Here is a 19,829-nt window from a genome sequence, read left to right on the forward strand (position 1 = left end):
TTAAAACATTATTTTAGGCCGAATTACAAACAAACCCCATAATGAAGTTTTCCATTAAATTACTGGCCTTACTGCCGCTTCTTACATTAAACGTTTTAGCACAAGAAAAAACACAGAATTTTTCAATAAAAACTGCAAAACCTGTAGATCAGGTAAATGTTTTTTTAGGCTCTTCTGCCGATCATGGACAGATGTCGCCGGCCGCTTCGGCACCATTTAGTATGTTAAGCATCGGTCCGCAAACTTATCCTAAAACACATACTGGCTACGAGTACCTGGCGAAGAAATTCGAAGGTTTTACCCACAACCGTTTCGAAGGCGTAGGCTGTCAGGGATCGGGCGGAAATATTTTTATCAAACCTTTTTTAGGTGCCGATCCGGCGCAGTCAGAACTGATTAAAGCTTCAGAAAAAGCAAGTCCCGGATATTACGAAGTAGGTTTCGAAAATAAAATTAAAGCAAGTTTTACCGTATTAGGCAAAGCCGGAAAACATGCCTATCAGTTTCCAAAAGGAGACAAAGGCTTTTACCTTGATTTAGGATATGCTTTTAACGGTGCTTTTGTAGCCGAATCGCATGATGTTAATGGAAATACAGTTAGTGGCTGGATCACTTCAAAAACAACCTGCGGTGCCGGTAAATATAAAATATTCTACTATCTCGAAATTGCCGATAATGTATCGTGGAAAGTGGTTGATGAGCATAAATTAATTGCAACGCTAAAAGGCGATTTAACTTCAACAGGAATCAATATCGCGCTATCTTCGGTAAGTGTTGAGGCGGCCAAAGCTGCTATCAATAAAAATTCCTTCAATACGGTAAAAGAGCAGAGCAAAGCCGATTGGAATACCAATCTTTCTAAAATTGCAGTGAATGGCGATATGGAAAGCGCCAAACTGTTTTATTCACTTTTATACCGTACCATGCAATCGCCTTATGTGATCTCAGAAACGGATGGACAATACCGCAATACCAAAGGAGAAATTCAAAAAGATAAAGAGATCCGATACAATGGCTGGGCCATTTGGGACAATTACCGTACGCAATTGCCATTGCTTTCGCTGATCGAACAAGACCGATATGCTGGCATGATTACCTCAATCGCTGATCTCTATAACTCAGGCAAAAAAGATTACGCCGGGCAAAATGAGCCTTCAAATACCGTCCGTTCTGAGCATGCCATAGTTGTATTGTTAGATGCTTACCGGAAAGGTTATCCGGTGGATTTTAATAAAATTGCCGATTCATTGGTTAAAGAAGTGAATGGACTCGATTATAAATCGCCGGATAAAGCGCTGGAATCAAGCTATGATAATTGGGCCCTGGCTGAAATTTTTAAGATTTTAGAAAACAAGGAGAAATCAGATTTTTACCTGAATAAAGCCCTGGAATACAAAAAATACTGGAATAAGGATTTTAAAGACCTGAGCAAAAATGATGTAGACCGTATGCAGGCACGGGGTTTATATCAGGGAACCATCTGGCAATACCGATGGTTTGTACCTTACGATTTTAAAGGATTGATCGAGCTGGATGGCGGAGAAGAATCGTATCTCGCCAAACTGGATGAGTTTTTCGCCCGTGATCTGTATAACCACGCCAATGAACCCGATTTACAGGTGCCCCTAATGTATAACGTAACCACATCGGGCTATAAATCGCAGTATTGGATGCATCAGTTGGCTGCCGATACGGTGATCCAGAACTATTTTAATGATAACAGTCGCGGAATTGGCAGTTATATTGGTAAAATCTATAGAAACCAGCCCCATGCTTATCTGCGGACTATGGATGACGATGCCGGTGCGATGAGTGCCTGGTATATATTTGCGGCCAGTGGATTTTCGCCCGCCTGTGTGGGCTGGCCGGTATATTACCTAAATGTGCCCTTATTTCCATCGTTAACCTACAATTTGCCAAAAGGTAAAACTTTTACCATCGAAACGGAGAACTTTAGCCTTAAAAACAAATATATCAAAGCAGTTTTCCTCAACGGGATGCCTTTTAAGAAGAATTATATTACCCAAGAGGAGATCAATAGCGGAGGAGTACTCAAGATTGTTGCTTCGGCTGTTCCGGTCAAAATTTCGGATATGGAGAACTGGATTTCGAGCCTCGAAAAATAATTTTAGAAAAATTATCCTAAAATGGCAAACTTATTTTTAAAAAACATGTTGTTCTAGTATAAATTCAAGATCATGGCACCTTTAAAATTAAGCGAAGAACAAAATGCAACACTAGGCAACAAAAACACCTTAGAACAAGTTAACGAACAACCTTTAGAACTTCATCCCGAAGCATATAAAGTAAAAGGCCCGTCACCTGATAAGATGAAGACGGTATCGTCATCATTAAGGAACTATGCCCACGGTTTGTACGGATTGTTGTAAAAACGCCTTCAAAAAAAATCTTATTATACCAAAGTATATCAAAGCAGTTAAAATAATTTTAGCTGCTTTTTTTAATAAGTCAAATTTTAAAAACCTGACTTTTTCAATCCCTATGAAACAAAGCGCCGGAATCCTTCTCTTCAAAAAAACAGATCAACACATCGAATTTTTTCTCGTGCATCCGGGCGGACCTTTTTTTGCTAAAAAAGACCTTGGTTTCTGGACTATTCCGAAAGGAGAACTGAATGAAAATGAAGCGCCTTTAGCTGCGGCTATCCGTGAATTTGCTGAAGAAACGGGTAAAAACTTATCGGGCGATTTTATCGAATTAAGCCCTGTTGTTCAAAAGGGCGGAAAGAAAGTTTTGTGCTGGGCGATAGCAGGTGATATCGATGCTGAAAGCATTGTGAGTAATGCCTTCGAAATAGAATGGCCACCCCGCTCTGGTAAAAAACAAAGTTTTGCCGAGGTTGATAAAGCCGCATGGTTTACATACAACGAAGCGGTTAAGCACATTAACGAAAGGCAAATTGCCTTGCTCGATGAAGTGATTGAGAAATTAGGCAGTTAATTCGAAGTGTGAAATTTCTTTTTCTGCCCCATTGATAATCATCGAAAGCTGATGACTGCCCAAATGGAATTTTCTTGTGGTAATCAGTACAAATTTTTGTTTGCGAATAACGTTAACACTCGCTCTGGCAGGATAAATACGCTCCGAAATTTTATACACTTTTTTAGTATTCTGCCCATTTTGCTTTTTATAATAAATGGCATATTCCAACCGTACTTTTTGTTCTGTTGGATTTTCATTGGTGATGGAAAAAGAAAACTCTAAACTTCCGCCGATTTTAACCTCAGGCGTAAGGATTTTAAAATCACTTAACAAAATGCCTTTATCATCTAAACCATAATGTTTAAGAATGTCGGCATGGCCCTGTTTAAGCAATGTCCGGCTGCCATGTTTAATAATCGCATCGGTATCACTCCCCAAACCCGACCAGTTTTTGGCAATATTTAGCACCACCTGCGGATGATCTTTTGCAATATCGTTTAAACTGTTGGCTACGCTCCGCCTTACATATTCAGACGGATCGGTTTTTAGGTTTTCGAGTATGGGTAAGATTGAGGTTGGATCTTTTTTCAGAAATGGGATGCCCATTGCCCAGGGCAAACGCGGTCTGCTGCCTTCGCTGGCCAATCGCCTCACTTTATGGCTCTCGTGCAGCGACCATTGCTGCATCCTTGAGATCATTTGATTTTCGTACTTTAAAATAAAAGGACGCACCGCAAATTCGCAGCTCACAAACTGGGTAATAAATTCAAGTGCCTCAACTGAGTTTTCAAAATCGTTTATCCCATAAGTTTCGATATAATCTGGCAGAAACATATACGCTAAACCGTCCTCACCAATGCCCTGAATCCTCAATTGTGCGATTGATTTTTTAATCAGCTCTATTGTTTGCGGATAGTTTTCAGGTAAGAAACCGTTCAAAACTTTTGAGGTGTGTTTCATCCGCTCTTTTAGTTCTTTAGACGCAAAATCCGGAGTGAAGATCTTTTTGATAAATTTTTCTTTGCCGAAATCCGGGATGGCAGCCGCTAAGGCACTGGTTAATCGGTCATAGAAAGCAGGAGAATATAAATCTTTAAGCGGACTGGCCATATACTGTAAATCTTGATCTCAAAGTTAAGTTTTCTTTTCCCTGTTCAACATCATTTTTACCAATTATTGAGCGATTTCAGCTTTTTCTTTGTCACATTTGTTTATCATAAAAACAACGAAATGAGCACAACAAAAATAGGTTGGATTGGCCTGGGCAACATGGGAATTCCAATGGCCGGGCAATTAATAAAAGCAGGTTATGAAGTTACCGTTTATAACAGAAGCAAAGATAAAGAAACTGCTTTAAAAGAAATTGGTGCACTGGTTGCCGAAACGCCTGAAAATCTGGTTAGCCAAACCGATGTACTGGTATTAATGGTATCTGATGATGCGGCAATTGAGCAGATTTTTAACGGAGCAAACGGACTTTTCAGCGCCGATGTTTCAGGTAAAGTCATTATCAATATGAGTACCGTTTCTCCTGCTATTTCAAAAGAAATGGCTACGTTAAGTAAAGAGAAAGGCGCTCAATATTTAGATGCGCCGGTTTCAGGAAGTGTAAAGCAGGCCGAAACCGGGCAATTGGTGATTATGGTTGGTGGAGATGAAACTGCTTTTGAACAGGTTAAACCAATCCTCGAAAAAATGGGTAAAATGGCCGTACGTTTGGGCGATACCGGATCTGGTAATGTGGCAAAACTGGCAATAAATTCTTTACTGGCATTGTACACTCAGGGCCTGGCTGAAACGGTGATATTTGCCAACCAACAAGGCATTGAAACCGAGGCCCTGCTTAATCTGATCAATAATGGGGCTATTGCCAATGTTTTTACCAAAATTAAAGGCGATGCCATTGTAGCAGATAATTATAAACCTGCATTTGCCCTTAAACATATTGTAAAAGATTTAAATCTGGCAAAAAATATTGGCCTTGGTTCTCCTTTGGCCAAAACCGCATTAAATACTTTTGAAGCAGCAACTGCAAAGTATGGAGAAGAAGATTTAATTGCAGTAATTAAACAGGTAAAAGGATAGAAAGTTCCCTCTTCAAAATACCGTCATTTCGAGCGGAGCGCAACGGAGTGGAAATCTATCTCGAGATAGATCTCTCTCTCCCGAATATTCGGGACTGCGTTTCGGTCGAGATGACGATTCCTTTTTTATTGCAATACTTCTTAAACTTTCAATCCTCCAAATGTGCTTCCTAAAATAATAGCCAGTACTATTAAGGTAATTACTACATAAAGTTTATCCTTTTCGAGTATAAATGCAAACAGTGAGAATATAATCCGCATAATCGGGGTGATAATTAAAAGCAAAACCCCGAACTGGATAATGGCCATGGGTTTAAAAGTGAAAATGCCCATAAAAATGCCATCAAAAGTAATAAAGTCACTCTCTTCTCCTTTAAAAATGTGATAATCAGGACGACCTTGTGCGCCACTTTGCACCAAAAAAAGTATGCCACCCAATAAAACCACCAAACTTGCAGCGATTACGCCGAACCTTAATAGTTTGCCTACAATCTTTTCAACATCGCGGTCTTGTATTAAGTGTGTTGAGATGATATTTTTCATTTGTATTTAATTTAAAATTTGTGATGATAACCGTTGTAAATCATTTCCAGGGCAACGAATGTGATGGCAACGCAAAAGATAATTCTCAGGGTTGCAGGATTAATTCTGGTTAATAATTTAGCTCCTGTAAAAGCGCCGCCCAATACGCCCAGCACTACCGGAAAAGCAATGCCCGGATCCATATAACCCCGTTGCAGATATACTACAGCACTGGCAGCGGCAGTAACCCCGATCATAAAATTACTGGTGGTTGTACTTACTTTAAATGGTATTTTCATGGCTGTATCCATCGCCAATACTTTTAGTGCCCCTGAGCCTATACCCAGCAAGCCCGACATTACGCCTGCTACCGTCATAATCGAAAAGCCTGCCCCAACATTTTTAAGTTTATATTCAACGGTTCCCGTTTCTGTGGGATAGCTGCCGTTGAGTTTCAACAGGGCAGAAAGTGTACTTCCTTCGGTTAAAGCCTCCTGGTTCTTTTTTCTTAAAGTCATGGCGGCAGAAAAGAGAAGCACTGCGCCAAAAAGAATGGCAATGGTATTGGTTGGGGTATATATCGCAAGTAAAGCGCCTATCACCGCCCCAACGGTAGTGGCAATTTCTAAAAACATCCCCAGCCTGATGTTGGTAATCCCTTCTTTAATGTAAGCACTTGCCGCACCTGATGAATTGGCAATAGACGCCAGCAGGGCAGCACCAATGGCATAGCGGATATCTACATGAAAAACGAGTGTAAGCAAAGGAATTACAACTACCCCTCCACCGAGTCCGGTTAGCGAGCCCACCAGGCCTGCAAGGTATGCCCCGAGTACTAAGATCAGGGTAAAAGTTAAAATTGACATGATTTTATATTTAATGGTTATTATTCAATATGGTAGTAATGATTTCGAGGGCAGCATCAGTATTCCTGTTATTTATGGCATCAAATAATGCCTGGTGCAAATGGTGGCTCATGGCAAAATGGGCAATACCTGAAGGTGCACGTTTGGCAAAAAAATCGCGGATAATTACCGTAAAACTTTCATAAAGATCACTTAATACACGGTTTCCTGAGGCGCGGGCAATAGCGAGGTGAAACTCAATATCGGCATTGGTACAAGCTGTTTTCGATTCATTTTCAATGGCCAGTTTTCGTTTTTCAAGCGCTTCGCTAATGGTTTTAATATCTGTATCATTTCGGTTTTGAGTTGCCAAACGCACAATTTCTTGTTCGAGCAAAGCCCTTACCTGATTAATTTCATCAAAATCAGAACTCCGTAAACGCTGCTCAATAGGTTCGGCGGGAACAGCATTAACCTTGGTCCCAAAACCTTGCTGTACAGTAAGGATTCCGGATAAGGTTAACAATTTTATAGCCTCTCTGATGGTGGAACGGCCAACCTGATATAATTCCATCAAGGCTGGTTCTGAAGGGATTTTTTCCCCTGTTTTAAACTTGCCTTCCTTTATATCATTTCTGATTTTGATCGCTATTTGTTCAAAAAGCTTACTTTTCTGTTTCATGTTTTCTTAAATAACACCACAAACATACGATGTTTTATTTAAACATCAGATGTTTAATGTCTTTTTTATATCATTTTTATCACGAATAGAATTAGAGGCTTCGTCTTGTTTTCCCGCATCTTGCTAACGCTATTTTGAATACTTGCTAATTTTACCTAATTTGTTTTTCGGTGCTTCATCCGGCACTGGTTAACAACTGGTTACTAACAAAAAGATGTGTACCATCGTTCCTGATGTACATACTATTAAACTATGGCTATAATCAAGAAGATCAGATCCATCTTTAAACGCATTACCGACTTCCTTTCCCCGTCAGATCATTTACCTGGCACTGCCGGGAAATTAATCATCGCTTTTGTGGTTGTATTCCTGTCGGTAATGCATGTTTTATACCTTTACGACCATATTCCCCCTTTATATCTTATTGCTTATCTGTTATTTTACATTGCCTGTGGAATCGTTTTATCCATTCTATGCGTTTGGCTGCTAAAATTGCTCAAATGCATTCCTTCAACATATCAGGTTGCCATTGTATTTAGTTACCTGGCGGCTTTTTCTTTTTTTCATCTTCCCACCACCTATGGCTGGTTGTTAATCCTGCTGATCATTGTATTACCGGTACTGGTGCTAACAGGGCTCTACCAATGGAAAAAGGGCAGTTTATTTCCTTTGAAGAGCCCGAAACGGATGCTCTGGTTCTTTATCCTGGTTATTTCTTCTGCGGCTTTCGTTGCCGGGCTAGTTATTTTATTCGGGCAGGGGAGCAAGCCGCAAGCGGTTGTTAATTATAAAATGAAGGGTAACCTGCCTGCAGTGCTCACGCTCCCTGATCCGTCAATAAAAGGGCCTTACAAACCATTTTTTCTCACTTATGGAAGTGGAAAAGATAAATGGCGGAGAGAATTTGGCGACCGTGTAAATATAAAAACAAGCAGCGTTAATGGTTCGCGGTTGCTTACTTCCTGGACCGGCGTTTCGGGAAAACTGAGAACCATGTATTTTGGTTTCGATCAAAAATCTTTACCCATGAATGCATTGGTATGGTATCCCCGTGAAAAAAAGGGACCTTTACCTTTGGTCATGATCATCCACGGAAACCATGTAGGCCAGCAGGCTTCCGATCCGGGTTATACTTTCTTAGGAGAGTTGTTGGCCAGTCGCGGTTACATGGTGGTTTCGGTAGATGAAAATTTTTTAAACCTTTCAATAACCGATCTGGATGTATTTGGTGGCGGTTTAAAAAACGAAAATGCTGCAAGAGCGTGGTTACTTTTAAAACATCTTGAACTTTTGCGCAATTGGAACAAAACACCTGGCAACACTTTTTATAAGCGGTTGGATATGAATAAAATTGCCATCATCGGGCATTCCAGAGGGGGAGAAGCCGTAACCCATGCTGCAGTATTTAATAAACTTAGCCATTACCCTGATGATGCCAGAGAGAAATTCAATTTTAATTTTAATATCGGTGCGGTTGTAGCCATTGCTCCGGTAGATGGTCAGTATAAGCCCGGAGGTACTTTAACAGTTGCGAAGGATATCAGTTTTTTTGTGATTCAGGGCGCACTTGATATGGATATGCAGACTTATGGAGGACTGGCTACACTGAAACGGATTCAGTTTTCGCCAGGTTTTAGTGGTTTTAAGGCGGGTCTTTACTTAAGTGCAGCCAATCATGGTCAGTTTAATTCGGTATGGGGGCGGAGAGATGATACGGGGCCTGGTATCAACAGGTTTAACTTAAAACAGCTGATGGAGGAGGAAGAGCAGCAAAAAATATTGTGCGTGTACATCAGCTCATTTCTGGAAACGACAATTAATGGTGAAGCGGGTTACAAACCCTTGTTTATGGATGCCAGGTTTGGAAGAAACTGGCTACCGGAAAAGATTTACATGAACCAGTTCGAACCGGCCGGCAAAACGATACTGGCTGATTTTGATGAAGATGTAGATGTGAATTCGGCAACGGTGAATGGCGGACGGATTACGACCAGTGGCTTAAGGGAGTGGAAGGAACAACAGAATAAATTTTTGTGGGGAATGCACATTACAAAGGCTATTTATTTAGGATGGGACAGTGTAAAACACCAGAATGGTTTTTTCTCACTTAACCTTACTGCCCCGCTTTCTCTATCCGGAAAAATGTTGAGTTTTTCTCTCGTTGGCGGGAAGGAAAATACTGCCGGCCTTCTCAAACCGATTGATTTTACCATCGTACTAGAAGACAATAACAAACACAAGTTATCCTTTCCTTTGAGCAGTTGTAGCGTGTTGCAGCCTCAGATCGCTAAAAACCTGAGTAAGTTTGCCCTGCTTAACGATTATCCAAATTCGGAAGCGGTGCCTGATTTTTTCTATTTCGATATTGGCAGGCTCATGGGTAACCATACAGAATTTCAGATGAACAACCTTAAAGTCATAAAGTTTATTTTTAATAAAAGCAGGTCGGGAGATATTATTCTCGACGATCTTTCGCTAATCAATAAACTATAAAATCTTTATAATAAATTCATTTTAATCGAGATAGCTTTCTGTAAATCTTTGTGGCGATTGGTTATTGAGCAGGCTTTCTCCGTACAAGCTATCTAACTGCAAATTCTGTTCTGATCTTAAAGTAGAATCCGGATCAAGGTAAGAGATTAAGAGATCCGGAGGGATCCGGTTGTACAGGTCCGGATAAATACGCCTGAATAAGCAAGTCCTGTTTTCGATATTTTGCAACCTGAATAAAATGTTTCTGTTGTTAACGTCAGTGATTGCGTGATACAGAAAATAAAAGTGAAATAAAGAATCGAGCACGGGGTACCATGCACAGCCTTCCTCAAATTCGCAGTGATCTATAATAAATAAGGTTGAGCGCTCTATTGCCAGCACGTTAAAAGTATGACCGGTATAGCTAAAATCGTCACAGATATAGGTGCTGCCTGCGCTTCCCAGCCATATATTAGCCTGTTCCTGGTTTTCATCAGTAACATATCCGTTTACCAATCCTTCAGCTACGTATATAATTTTGCCATTTGCAGCCTGGTTATTGGGTTCAAAAAGTGTTTCTCCCTGATCTATATTTCGGAAGGTCGTATGCCTGTATAAAAACCTTATGGCCGCTCTGTCTTTCTTCCTGTCTAACAATGAAAGAAATACCTTTAAAAAATATTTAGTATAGCCTAGTTCCATGTTGTTTAATTGAGTTGAGTAACATATTTCATTTGTTTTGGTGTTGATAATACGGTATTCTTAAATCCCATACGCCATATTCCGGGCTGGCATTCATATTTAAAACGTTTTAGCTTAACATGGCTCCTGTTTAAATATTTATCCGGTCTGGTTAAAACCGGCAATTGCTAAATTCTATAACTCAGATCAATTTTCATCTGATTTTAATCAATGCGTACCTTGATCTTTCTCATCTGTAGCCTGAATTTAGCTTGTAGCCATTTAAAACTGATGTTATTAACAGGCAATATTAATTTTTCATCATCATTAAGGAATTGATGTCCAGTACAATAATATTATTGCCGTCCTTTTCAATAAGTCCTTCTTTTGTAAAATCGCCTAATACCCGGCTTAAAGTTTCGGTTGCAATGCCTACCAGGCAGGCCAGGTCATATCTTGGGAGTATAAATCTGCCATTTTCCGCATCATGGCCAAGTTTGGTTAGTCCTATAATCGCCTTGGCAATCCGCTTACGTACCGAATAATATGCAATATCCAGCAGCTTCTCGTCGCGTTCGCTTAAGGTTTGTGCAAGATCTTTGGCAAAAACGCTGAATATTTCCGGATAGTCGGTAATCAGGTGCTGCACCTCTGCAAATGGAATGGTTAGTATTTCGGTACTGTCAATGGCTTCGGCAATTTCTTTGTTTTCTGTGCCCAATAATGTTCCCTGTAATCCAAAATATTCGTGCGGACCATACACTCCGGTAATAAGTACATTGCCTGCGGCATCGGCTACATAAGTTTTAATTTTTCCCGATAAAATATAGTGGAGACCCAATGCACGTCTTTCTCCCCTGTAATAAAGCACCTGGTTTTTCTTAAACTTTCTGGGTAAACTTCCTTCAAACCTTGATCTCAGCCACGACATATCGTCTCTGCTGTTGTGTATATTTCTTAGCTGCGTATGCTGTTTCAAAAACAATTCGTGCTGCAGCCTTTTCTTTCTCAGCCTCACCTCCACCTGGTTGAGTAATTCCCCATCATCAAAAGGATCCATGAGGTAACCATCGGCACCGAGTTCCATTACCCTGCGGGCAAGATCATAATCTTTACCGGTTAATAACATAATAAAACTGATGCCTGCGGTTTCCATAAATTTGTTAACCACGCGTAGTACTCCAAATCCATCTATTTCTGACACATTTATTCCTGAAATAATCACATCTACAGGGTTTTTCCTGATGATGTCTATTGCCTGCTTGCCACTGTGTGTCGATTTTACATTGTATTTACCGATTGTAAGTATTTCGGTGATTTTTATTCTTAAATCAAAATCCTCTAGTATAACCAAGATTTTAGATCCCTCCATTTAAATTTTATATTTAATCCTAAAGGCAATAAGTTCCTTTTAGATAAGTAAAAAAGGTATTAAACCTTATTTCCGGACCTTGTATTTCCATGATTAAAAGCTTCCTCACCGATATTAAATATGAATGACTAAAAAAGAGAAAAGACAATTGGTGGCAGTACGGGTTATGTTGAAAACTGAGTGCAACTTTTTTTGGTTAAACTCATCACTTACCGGATAAACCGGAACGGAATGGACAAGTACGGGTATATCATTGTTTAATAAACAGAGAATTTTCATTTATGGTTGTTTAATAAAAACATCTTCCGGAACAGAACCACGCCAAACAGCACCGGCAGGGAAGAACGTATTGATTACACTGGAAATTATATTAGCTGACCTGTTAAAAAAACAGTACATTTTTTTAACATGAGTTTCTAAGAAAAGCATTTCTTTTAGGTTTTTATAGGGATTAATAGACAAATATCCAATAAAAATGAGCATAAATATGCATAAATCGATTGATAATTGTCAATTTAATTGTTGATTGTGATCAAAGAGGCAAAAATTAGTATTCTTGAATGTGGTATAATGTAGTGTTTAGCATTATAAGTTCTGATTTTACTGCCTGATTAAACAAGTAAACGGGCGGTATGAAAAAAGCAAATTGTTTTAAATCTTCTGTATCTGATGTGTTAGCTGGTTATGACAATTTTTAATTCGTTTTAGGTAAAATGATGCTTCTATGCTGTGTGGGGGAATAATACAGGTTAAAGGAGGTGGTGCTGCCAACAAAAACCACAGGACTATTTACCATGACCGGATTTAGTTTTTCAACAGAATCAGTGTTTTTTGTACTGTTTAAACAATGCTGAATATCTTCATCTATCCGCAAAATTGTAGTGAATGTGGTTAAAAGGCAGCAGCTTGCAAACAAATGGAAAGACAGGTAGCTAAACTGGAACATTCTGATGTGAAAAAGAACAATCCAGAGGCAAAGCAGCAGGCTGAGTGAAATACAGATAAATAGAAGTGAGATTTTAATTTCCTGAAAACTGATTAGTGCCGGTAAAAATGCGAAGGGCAACAGGCCGATTAAAAAAGCCGAATTTCTGGTACACCGTTGTGTAGCTGTATCAAAAATCCAGGAGTGAACAACAAAGGCTATCGTGATGATTAAAGGCAAAATGACGATAAACGCTGATTTTTCCAGATAGCTTAATCCTCTTTGCGAGGATGCCAGGTCGGCAAAATCGTAAAGGCTTAGGATTTCGATGTTAAAACTTGCAAAAAAATAATTTTCTCCAAAGCCAGTCAACAGCACAAGGAAAACGGTTGTTAATATCAGGTAACTGATAAATAAGGTTGAGATGTTGTTCGTTTTATCTGCCATCATAATTATAATTAGGTTGTGCAGGGTAGGGGTAAACGGAAACAGGCGACATGGGATAGATTTTATATCCAAATTTGCTGAGCTGCTGTTACATCTCCTTTGATAAACATTAAGACGGTTGATGATTGTAATCAAAATCATTTTTTGATCCTGAAAGATCTGGTAAGAAACCCTTGCAGCTTAATGTTTTTCTGAATGGATTTCTCCAAAGCACAATATTTGTTCATGGTGAATTGTTTATATTTATCTGTAAATCAGTTATTTAAAATATTAATTAAAAAATAAGTATCCTAATATTTGCATCGTACGAAAAACATCGTACCTTTAGCATATGAAAAGTTTACAACCTGAAAATAACCTGCCCGAACCTACCAAAGCTGAACTGGAAATTCTCCAGGTATTATGGGAGTTTGGTCCGTCAACCGTTCGGTTTGTAAATGATAAGCTGAATGAACAAAGAGAGGTTAATTATACCTCAACTTTAAAGCAGATGCAGATCTTAGCTGAAAAAGGAATTTTAAAACGTGATGAGAGCCAAATGAAACACATTTATATTCCGGTAGAAGCAGAAGAAAAAACCAAAGTTCAGTTGTTAGACCGTTTCGTAAATACGTTGTACAAAGGCTCAGCGTCGCAGTTAATGATGCAGCTTTTAGGAAATGAAAAAACATCAAAAAAAGAAATCGAAGAGATTAAGCGGCTATTGGATAGCATGGACTAATTAATAACAACAGATTCTAAAGAACCACGATAATGGAATTCAAATTAATTAACCTTTTGCCTCAAAACTGGCTTCATGCCCTGGGCGCCACCTTGTTCCACTCGTTGTGGCTTGGTATAATTTTAGCTTTGCTGGCCGGTTTGGTGATGTTTACCACCCGTAAGGCAAGCGCTACATGGCGTTATAACCTGCTCACGGCATGTTTAGGTTCGTTTGTAATCGCAATAGGTTTCACTTTTTATCAGGAACTCCAGGAACCGGTTTACGCCGCACAATCTCAGGCCGTTCATCAAACTGGAATTAACCTGCCCAATGTTATTACAAATCAGCAGGCAGTTACAAACGTGCGCTATGATATGTATTCTGGTCTTAACAGAATCCTTTCCTTATGGAATGCTTACGCTTATCAGATCGTATGGGTGTGGTTCCTGATCATCTGTGGAAAAAGTATCCAGTTAATGGTAGGTTTAAACGGTGTATATCACCTGCGTAAGCATAAAACCTATGCTGCCGGTAAAAAATGGGATGAAAAATTAAATGAACTGGCCCAAAAACTGGGTTTAAGTCAACACGTAAAGGTTATGCAATCGGGTATTGCACAGGTACCTATGGTGGTCGGCCATTTTAAGCCTTTAATCCTGATCCCTCTGGGCTTGCTAAATGGTTTGTCGAATGCAGAAGTAGAAGCCATTCTTTCTCATGAGCTGGCGCATATTAAACGTAAGGATTACCTGGTAAACCTGTTACAAAGTTTTATCGAAATCGTATTTTTCTTTAACCCGGCAGTACTTTGGGTATCGCAATTAATAAAAACAGAACGCGAGCATTGCTGCGATGATTTGGCCATCGCCTGTGTAAACGATCGCAAAAACTACGTTCAGGCCCTTATTGTGTGCCAGGAATTTAAGCAGCGTGCACCTGCTTATGCCATGGCCATAACCGGTAAGAAAGGTAGCCTGCTGCACAGGGCAAGCAGGATGTTATTCAACACCAATTCAACTTTAAACAAAATGGAAAAAACAATATTAACCATCGCCCTGGTATCGGTAGTGGTTTGTACTGCAGCCTTTAAAAGCATTGGCAGTGCAAAAACAGTTACCAAAAAAGAGATAAGCACTTCAATTGTAGCTTTACAGGATACCACCAGGAAAAATAAACCTGCCGAAAAAAAATCAGGAGATCAACTGGAAAAAGAGATCAACGCAAAAATGGACCGCCAGTTGAAACAGCTGGATGAAAAACAAAAGCAACAGGAAACAAAGGAAGATTTAAAAGCCAGACAAGCAGATGAAAAAGCTATAAAGGATGATGCAAAAAAAGCAAGGGAAGATGCAAGGGTGAGGGAAGAAGATGCTAAAGCAAGAATTGAAGATGAAAAGCTTAAAAAGGAAGACGAGAGGTTGGCGAAAGAAGATACTAAATTAGCTTCTGAAGATGCAAAATGGGCTCAGGAAGATGCAAAATGGGCAAAAGAGGATGAGAAATGGGCCCAGGATAATAAAAACAGTAAAAGTCATCAGGTACCAAGACCACCTCGTCCGCCACGCCCGGCAAGTGCACCAAGAGCGCCTCGAGCACCAAAACCGCCTGTAGCCGTACCTGCTATGCCAGCTTTACCTGCCGTGCCGGCAACTCCACCTACTCCACCTACTCCTCCAATACCTCCAACACCTCCAACGCCTCCGACTCCACCAATTTATAATGGAAAGACCAGCACAAAAACGGGTTCGCAGCGAACAGTTACTTCAAAAACGGTAACCAATGGCGACGGACATGATTATACCAGCGAAATTAATCAGGAACTGATGAAAGATGGCATTATTAACAGCACCAATAAACTCTCGTACAAACTTAATAAAGACGAGCTGATTGTAAACGGTGTAAAACAAAATGCTGATGTTCAGCAAAAATATAAAAAGAGGTTTTTAAAGAATGATGGCCACTCTTTGATGTACAATTTCCTGGTCGAAAACAATAAAAACTAAAATCTAAAAGCGCTAATCCAATCTCACCATCATGAAATTTAAAATCATGGCTTTTTTAGCCGTATGGATGAATATTGCCCTTACTTTTGCTCAAGCCCAACAATCTCCATCCCGAATTTATGGTCGTGTATTGGATGCCGAAGGAAAAAATATTGAATTTGCCACTGTAGCCTTGCTTAAAGATTCAGTATTGTTTAAAACCACCTTCACTGAGAAAGATGGACTGTTCAGTTTCGATAAACTGGCTTTTGGAAAATACCTGATTAAAATATCGGTGGTTGGTGCTCCGATTTATAAAACCGATACCCTGGTTTTAGACACCAGCCACCCGGTTATGGCCTTATCTGAGATCAAAATTAATACGGGCGCAACCAATTTAAAAGAAGTGAATGTTTCTGGGCAAAAGGCTTTTGTGGAGAGGAAGATCGACCGGACTGTGGTAAATGTTGATGCACTGATTTCTAACGCCGGAACAACGGCTTTGGATGTGCTAAGCAAATCGCCGGGGGTAAATGTAGATCAGAACGGGGTTATTTCGCTTAAAGGCAAAAACGGGGTGGCCATTTTTATTGATGATAAGCCAACTTACCTGTCGGGTGCCGACCTCGATAATTATTTACGCTCGCTGCCTTCTTCGTCGCTTGATCAGATCGAACTGATGACAAACCCGCCAGCCAAATATGATGCTGCAGGAAATGGCGGTGTGATTAACATTAAAACGAAGAAAAGTAAAACTGCAGGGTTTAACGGGGGAATTAATCTGAGTTTAAATCAAGGTGAATTAACCCGATCAAACAATAGTTTTAATTTTAATTACCGTAAGGATAAAATCAATGTTTTTGGAAATTTAAGTTATAACCTGAACAACAGTTTTACTGATCTTGACCTGAACCGGAAATATAAGAATGATGATGGTAGTGCCAAATCCTACTTTAATCAGAACTCTTATTTCCGCAGGCATGGCAATACGCTTAACCTGAAAACAGGACTTGATTATTATGTTTCGGATAATACCACCTGGGGTATAGTGCTTACAGGAATGAACCGGATTTCGAAACAGGTGAACAACAATACCAGTAACTTATCCAATGCATCGATGCAGCTCGATTCGGTAATTAGGGCCGAAAATATCGACCAGATTAAATACCAGAATGCAGGCGTAAACTTAAATTACAGGCATAAGTTTAAACAGGCCGGCAGAGAGCTTACTTTTGATGCAGATTATTTGCTTTACCGCGACCAAACGGATCAGACGTATTACAATTTCAGTTACCTGCCCGGCGGAGCATTAAAATATCAGGATATATTAACGGGTAATCTGCCTTCTGATATTGATATTTATACGGCAAAAATGGATTATTCGCATCCGCTCGAAAACAAGTGGAAACTGGATGCGGGCGTTAAAACTGCTTATACCAAAACAGATAACATTGCCGGTTATTTTAATACTGCCGGAGGAAAAACCAGCGCCGATTACGAAAAGAGCAATCATTTTCTGTATGAAGAAAACATTAATGCGGCTTACCTGAACATGAGCAGGGAAGGAAAGTGGTTTTCGTTACAGGTAGGATTGAGGTATGAAAATACAGTGTCTAACGGGCATCAGCTGGGTAACCTGATTAAACCCGATTCGAGTTTTAAAAGAACCTACAATAGTTTGTTCCCAACCGTTTATTTCTCTTATAAACTGGATACCGCCGGCAATAACCAGTTGGGCTTAAACTATGGGCGAAGGATCGACCGCCCTTATTATCAGGATCTTAATCCGTTTTTTTCTCCATTAGACAAATTTACTTACTATGTGGGGAATCCATTTTTAAAGCCATCGTTTACTCAAAGCATAGAATTGTCGCATACCTATAAAAATAAATTTACCACCACTTTAGGCTATGGCTGGGTGAGGGATGAAGTGAACGAGACCATAGAAATTGTAGATGGTACATATTACAGTCGCCCGGCAAATGTCGGTAAAACAACGGTGGCAAATGTTTCGGTAAATGCAGAAATCGATATCACGAAATGGGTAAAACTGAATGCCTATGTTGAGTATGCCAGAATGGTTTCGAAAACAGATTTTTATACCGGTTTTCTCGAAACACGAGGAAGTTATTTAAGGGCTAATCCAAACCTGCAGTTTAAAATCAGTCCGACGTGGAATGCTGAAGTAAACATGCGTTATCAGAGTAAATTTTCGAATGTACAGTTTTTATTAAGCGAAGTACATGAGTTTGGCGCAGCAGTACAGAAAAAACTTTCAGCAAAAAGTACGTTGAAATTAACGGCTAATGATATTTTCAGAACCCGGGTTTATAATGGCGTAATCAATAACCTGGCTGCAACCGAAGCAAACTGGGTAAACCGGCAGGATTCGAGATCGGTTATGGTGAGTTACAGTTACCGCTTTGGAAAGGCATTTTCTACACCGGCTAAACACGAATCTTCAGGAGCGGATGCTGAAAAAAACAGGGTAAAGAATTAGAAAGCTAGTTTGCCAGTGATTTTTAACTAGCCGTCATCCCGACTGAAGTGCAGCGTAACGGAGAGATCTGCAAAGATTTTTAAGCCAACTCATTAATGTTCTGACCACCTAAGCCACCTGAGAACAGCTAAGTTTAATTTGGAAAGGATGAGACAAAATCGGAGACAATCAATTTCCGTGTTCTCCGAGTTTCCGTGGCAAAAATAAGCAAGGTTCGTGGGGACACGAACCCTGGATGCAGCAAAAAAATAAGAATATATTTCTTTAGTGTGGTCGTCATTCCCGCGCAGGCGGGAATCTTAAAGCTTATTGCATTAAGATTCCCATTCGGAGCTGGGAATGACGATCTCGTTAAACAATCTGGTTCAGCACCAGCACACCAACCAATCCTAAAACAGAAACCAAACTTTCCATCATGGTCCAGGTGCGAAAGGTTTCTTTCAGGCTCAGGTTAAAATATTCTTTAAACATCCAGAAACCCGTATCGTTTACGTGCGAAAACATTAAACTTCCGGCGCCTACCGATAAAACCATTAACTCTGGTGGAGCGCCAGGGCCGATTAATGGCAATACCATTCCGGATGCGGTTAGTGCCGCTACCGTTGCCGAGCCAAGGGTTACCCGGAGCGATGCCGTAATTAACCAAGCCAATAATAACGGCGATAAATTTAAACCTCCGGTAAGTTGTTTTACCGTTTCGCCCATACCGCTATCGATCAATATCTGTTTAAATGCACCGCCGGCAGCAATAATTAAAATAATCATTGCAATACTTTTAACACCTTCAGCGCATGATTCCATTGCTTTTGAAATACTCGTTTTTTGAACAGCAAGGGCAATAATAACCGAAATTAAAAGTGCCGCGGTAGGATCGGCCAGAAAAACAAATAAGGGTTTGCCGGTATAATCCATTTTAAAACTGCTGCCTATTGTTCCGGCGATGATTAGAAATACCGGTAAAAGTGCCGTAATGAAACTGCGGGCAGCCGATGGTAAGTTTTCTTCCTCATCAATTTTGAAATCCTGAAGGTTGGCTGCCTGATCGCGTTTAATAATCAGTCTCGGAAAATAAATCCCAGCAATAATGGCAATCGGGATGCTTAAACCTAAGCCATAAATCAATGTTTTACCAATATCGGCATGGAAAATTCCTGCTAGAGCCACCGGACCAGGATGAGGAGGCAAAAAACCATGTGTTACCGAAAGCGCTGTAGCCATCGGAATGCCAATGTAAAGTTTCGAAAGTCCGGTGGTGGCCGAAATGGCAAATACCAGCGGAATGAGCACTACAAAACCTGCGTTATAAAACAGGGGTATTCCGACCAGCAAGCCTGTTAACAGGACCGCCCACTGGATGTTCTTTTTACCAAAGGCCCTGATCAGGATGAAAACAATCTTTTTAGCCGAGCCACTGTCTTCAATCAGTTTTCCCATCATGGCACCAAGCGCCAAAACCATCACCATACTGCCAAGCGTACTACCTATTCCGTTGCTAATAGAGGTCATTACCTTTGTAGCAGGCATCCCCAATAAAAGGCCTGTAATAATTGCTACTGCAATTAAAGCAATCATCGGGTTGATCTTTTTCAAAATCAGAATGAAAAGCAGCAGGATGCCGAAAAGTAGGATGAGTAATGACATTTGGTTAGGGATTAGGTTAATGTTTTTTTA

16 protein-coding genes are annotated in these 19,829 nt (G+C 40.1%); 8 read left to right on the forward strand and 8 right to left on the reverse strand.

The genetic code is table 11. The features are described 5' to 3' along the window. The first annotated feature begins 41 nt into the window (after positions 1-41). From ACTJKC_RS04575 to ACTJKC_RS04585, 3 genes are all read left to right on the forward strand, one after another. Positions 42-2,126 carry a glycoside hydrolase domain-containing protein gene (locus tag ACTJKC_RS04575; RefSeq protein ID WP_440790479.1) on the forward strand — a complete coding sequence of 695 codons (2,085 nt, stop codon included), beginning with the start codon at positions 42-44 and terminating at the stop codon, positions 2,124-2,126. Between the two features lie 72 nt (positions 2,127-2,198). Then, positions 2,199-2,390: a hypothetical protein gene (locus ACTJKC_RS04580; protein WP_138820422.1), complete on the forward strand. Its 192-nt coding sequence runs from the start codon at positions 2,199-2,201 to the stop codon at positions 2,388-2,390. A gap of 112 nt (positions 2,391-2,502) precedes the next feature. After that, the gene (locus tag ACTJKC_RS04585) at positions 2,503-2,961 is read left to right on the forward strand and encodes an NUDIX domain-containing protein (RefSeq protein WP_440790480.1); all 459 of its coding nucleotides are present in this window, start codon (positions 2,503-2,505) and stop codon (positions 2,959-2,961) included. On the opposite strand, the gene ACTJKC_RS04590 is transcribed toward ACTJKC_RS04585, so the two are convergent. Further along, positions 2,950-4,053 carry a DNA alkylation repair protein gene (locus tag ACTJKC_RS04590; protein WP_440790481.1) on the reverse strand — a complete coding sequence of 368 codons (1,104 nt, stop codon included), beginning with the start codon at positions 4,051-4,053 and terminating at the stop codon, positions 2,950-2,952. The genes ACTJKC_RS04585 and ACTJKC_RS04590 overlap by 12 nt on opposite strands. A gap of 120 nt (positions 4,054-4,173) precedes the next feature. Between ACTJKC_RS04590 and ACTJKC_RS04595 the strand changes: the two genes are divergently transcribed. Next, positions 4,174-5,028, forward strand: coding sequence for an NAD(P)-dependent oxidoreductase (locus ACTJKC_RS04595; protein ID WP_440790482.1), 855 nt, complete (start codon positions 4,174-4,176; stop codon positions 5,026-5,028). Positions 5,029-5,168: 140 nt separating this feature from the next. On the opposite strand, the gene ACTJKC_RS04600 is transcribed toward ACTJKC_RS04595, so the two are convergent. Genes ACTJKC_RS04600 through ACTJKC_RS04610 form a run of 3 tightly spaced genes read right to left on the reverse strand, consistent with a single transcriptional unit; the run spans position 5,169 to position 7,076 of the window. Next, complete coding sequence (locus tag ACTJKC_RS04600) at positions 5,169-5,570, reverse strand: DUF1634 domain-containing protein (RefSeq protein ID WP_440790483.1); 402 nt, start codon at positions 5,568-5,570, stop codon at positions 5,169-5,171. A gap of 11 nt (positions 5,571-5,581) precedes the next feature. Continuing rightward, positions 5,582-6,415, reverse strand: coding sequence for a sulfite exporter TauE/SafE family protein (locus ACTJKC_RS04605; RefSeq protein WP_440790484.1), 834 nt, complete (start codon positions 6,413-6,415; stop codon positions 5,582-5,584). Positions 6,416-6,425: 10 nt separating this feature from the next. Further along, positions 6,426-7,076, reverse strand: a complete 651-nt coding sequence (locus tag ACTJKC_RS04610) for a FadR/GntR family transcriptional regulator (RefSeq protein WP_440790485.1) — start codon at positions 7,074-7,076, stop codon at positions 6,426-6,428. Between the two features lie 252 nt (positions 7,077-7,328). On the opposite strand from ACTJKC_RS04610, the gene ACTJKC_RS04615 reads away from it, so the two are divergent. After that, positions 7,329-9,569, forward strand: a complete 2,241-nt coding sequence (locus ACTJKC_RS04615; RefSeq protein ID WP_440790486.1) for a hypothetical protein — start codon at positions 7,329-7,331, stop codon at positions 9,567-9,569. 21 nt (positions 9,570-9,590) lie between these two features. On the opposite strand, the gene ACTJKC_RS04620 is transcribed toward ACTJKC_RS04615, so the two are convergent. The 3 genes from ACTJKC_RS04620 to ACTJKC_RS04630 form a co-directional block, all read right to left on the reverse strand. Then, positions 9,591-10,250, reverse strand: a complete 660-nt coding sequence (locus ACTJKC_RS04620) for a hypothetical protein (RefSeq protein ID WP_440790487.1) — start codon at positions 10,248-10,250, stop codon at positions 9,591-9,593. Positions 10,251-10,539: 289 nt separating this feature from the next. Beyond that, on the reverse strand, positions 10,540-11,601 hold the full coding sequence (locus tag ACTJKC_RS04625) for a response regulator (RefSeq protein WP_440790488.1): 1,062 nt from the start codon (positions 11,599-11,601) through the stop codon (positions 10,540-10,542). Between the two features lie 694 nt (positions 11,602-12,295). Then, a complete protein-coding gene (locus tag ACTJKC_RS04630; protein WP_440790489.1) occupies positions 12,296-12,976 on the reverse strand; it encodes a hypothetical protein in 681 nt (226 codons plus the stop codon). 328 nt (positions 12,977-13,304) lie between these two features. Here ACTJKC_RS04630 and ACTJKC_RS04635 point away from each other — a divergent pair, with 328 nt between their 5' ends. The 3 genes from ACTJKC_RS04635 to ACTJKC_RS04645 are packed head-to-tail and all read left to right on the forward strand — an operon-like array spanning position 13,305 to position 18,158. After that, positions 13,305-13,694 (forward strand): BlaI/MecI/CopY family transcriptional regulator, encoded by a 390-nt coding sequence (locus ACTJKC_RS04635; protein ID WP_344848743.1) that lies wholly within the window; start codon positions 13,305-13,307, stop codon positions 13,692-13,694. Positions 13,695-13,726: 32 nt separating this feature from the next. Next, entirely contained in the window at positions 13,727-15,679 is a 1,953-nt protein-coding gene (locus ACTJKC_RS04640; protein WP_440790490.1) for a M56 family metallopeptidase, read from the forward strand. 31 nt (positions 15,680-15,710) lie between these two features. Further along, positions 15,711-18,158 carry a TonB-dependent receptor domain-containing protein gene (locus ACTJKC_RS04645; RefSeq protein ID WP_440790491.1) on the forward strand — a complete coding sequence of 816 codons (2,448 nt, stop codon included), beginning with the start codon at positions 15,711-15,713 and terminating at the stop codon, positions 18,156-18,158. 351 nt (positions 18,159-18,509) lie between these two features. Here ACTJKC_RS04645 and ACTJKC_RS04650 read toward each other — a convergent pair whose 3' ends face one another. After that, positions 18,510-19,799, reverse strand: a complete 1,290-nt coding sequence (locus tag ACTJKC_RS04650; RefSeq protein ID WP_440790492.1) for a gluconate:H+ symporter — start codon at positions 19,797-19,799, stop codon at positions 18,510-18,512. Positions 19,800-19,829 lie beyond the last annotated feature (30 nt).

This window comes from Pedobacter sp. 22226, from assembly GCF_052045455.1.
Taxonomy (GTDB): Bacteria; Bacteroidota; Bacteroidia; order Sphingobacteriales; family Sphingobacteriaceae; genus Pedobacter; species Pedobacter jeongneungensis.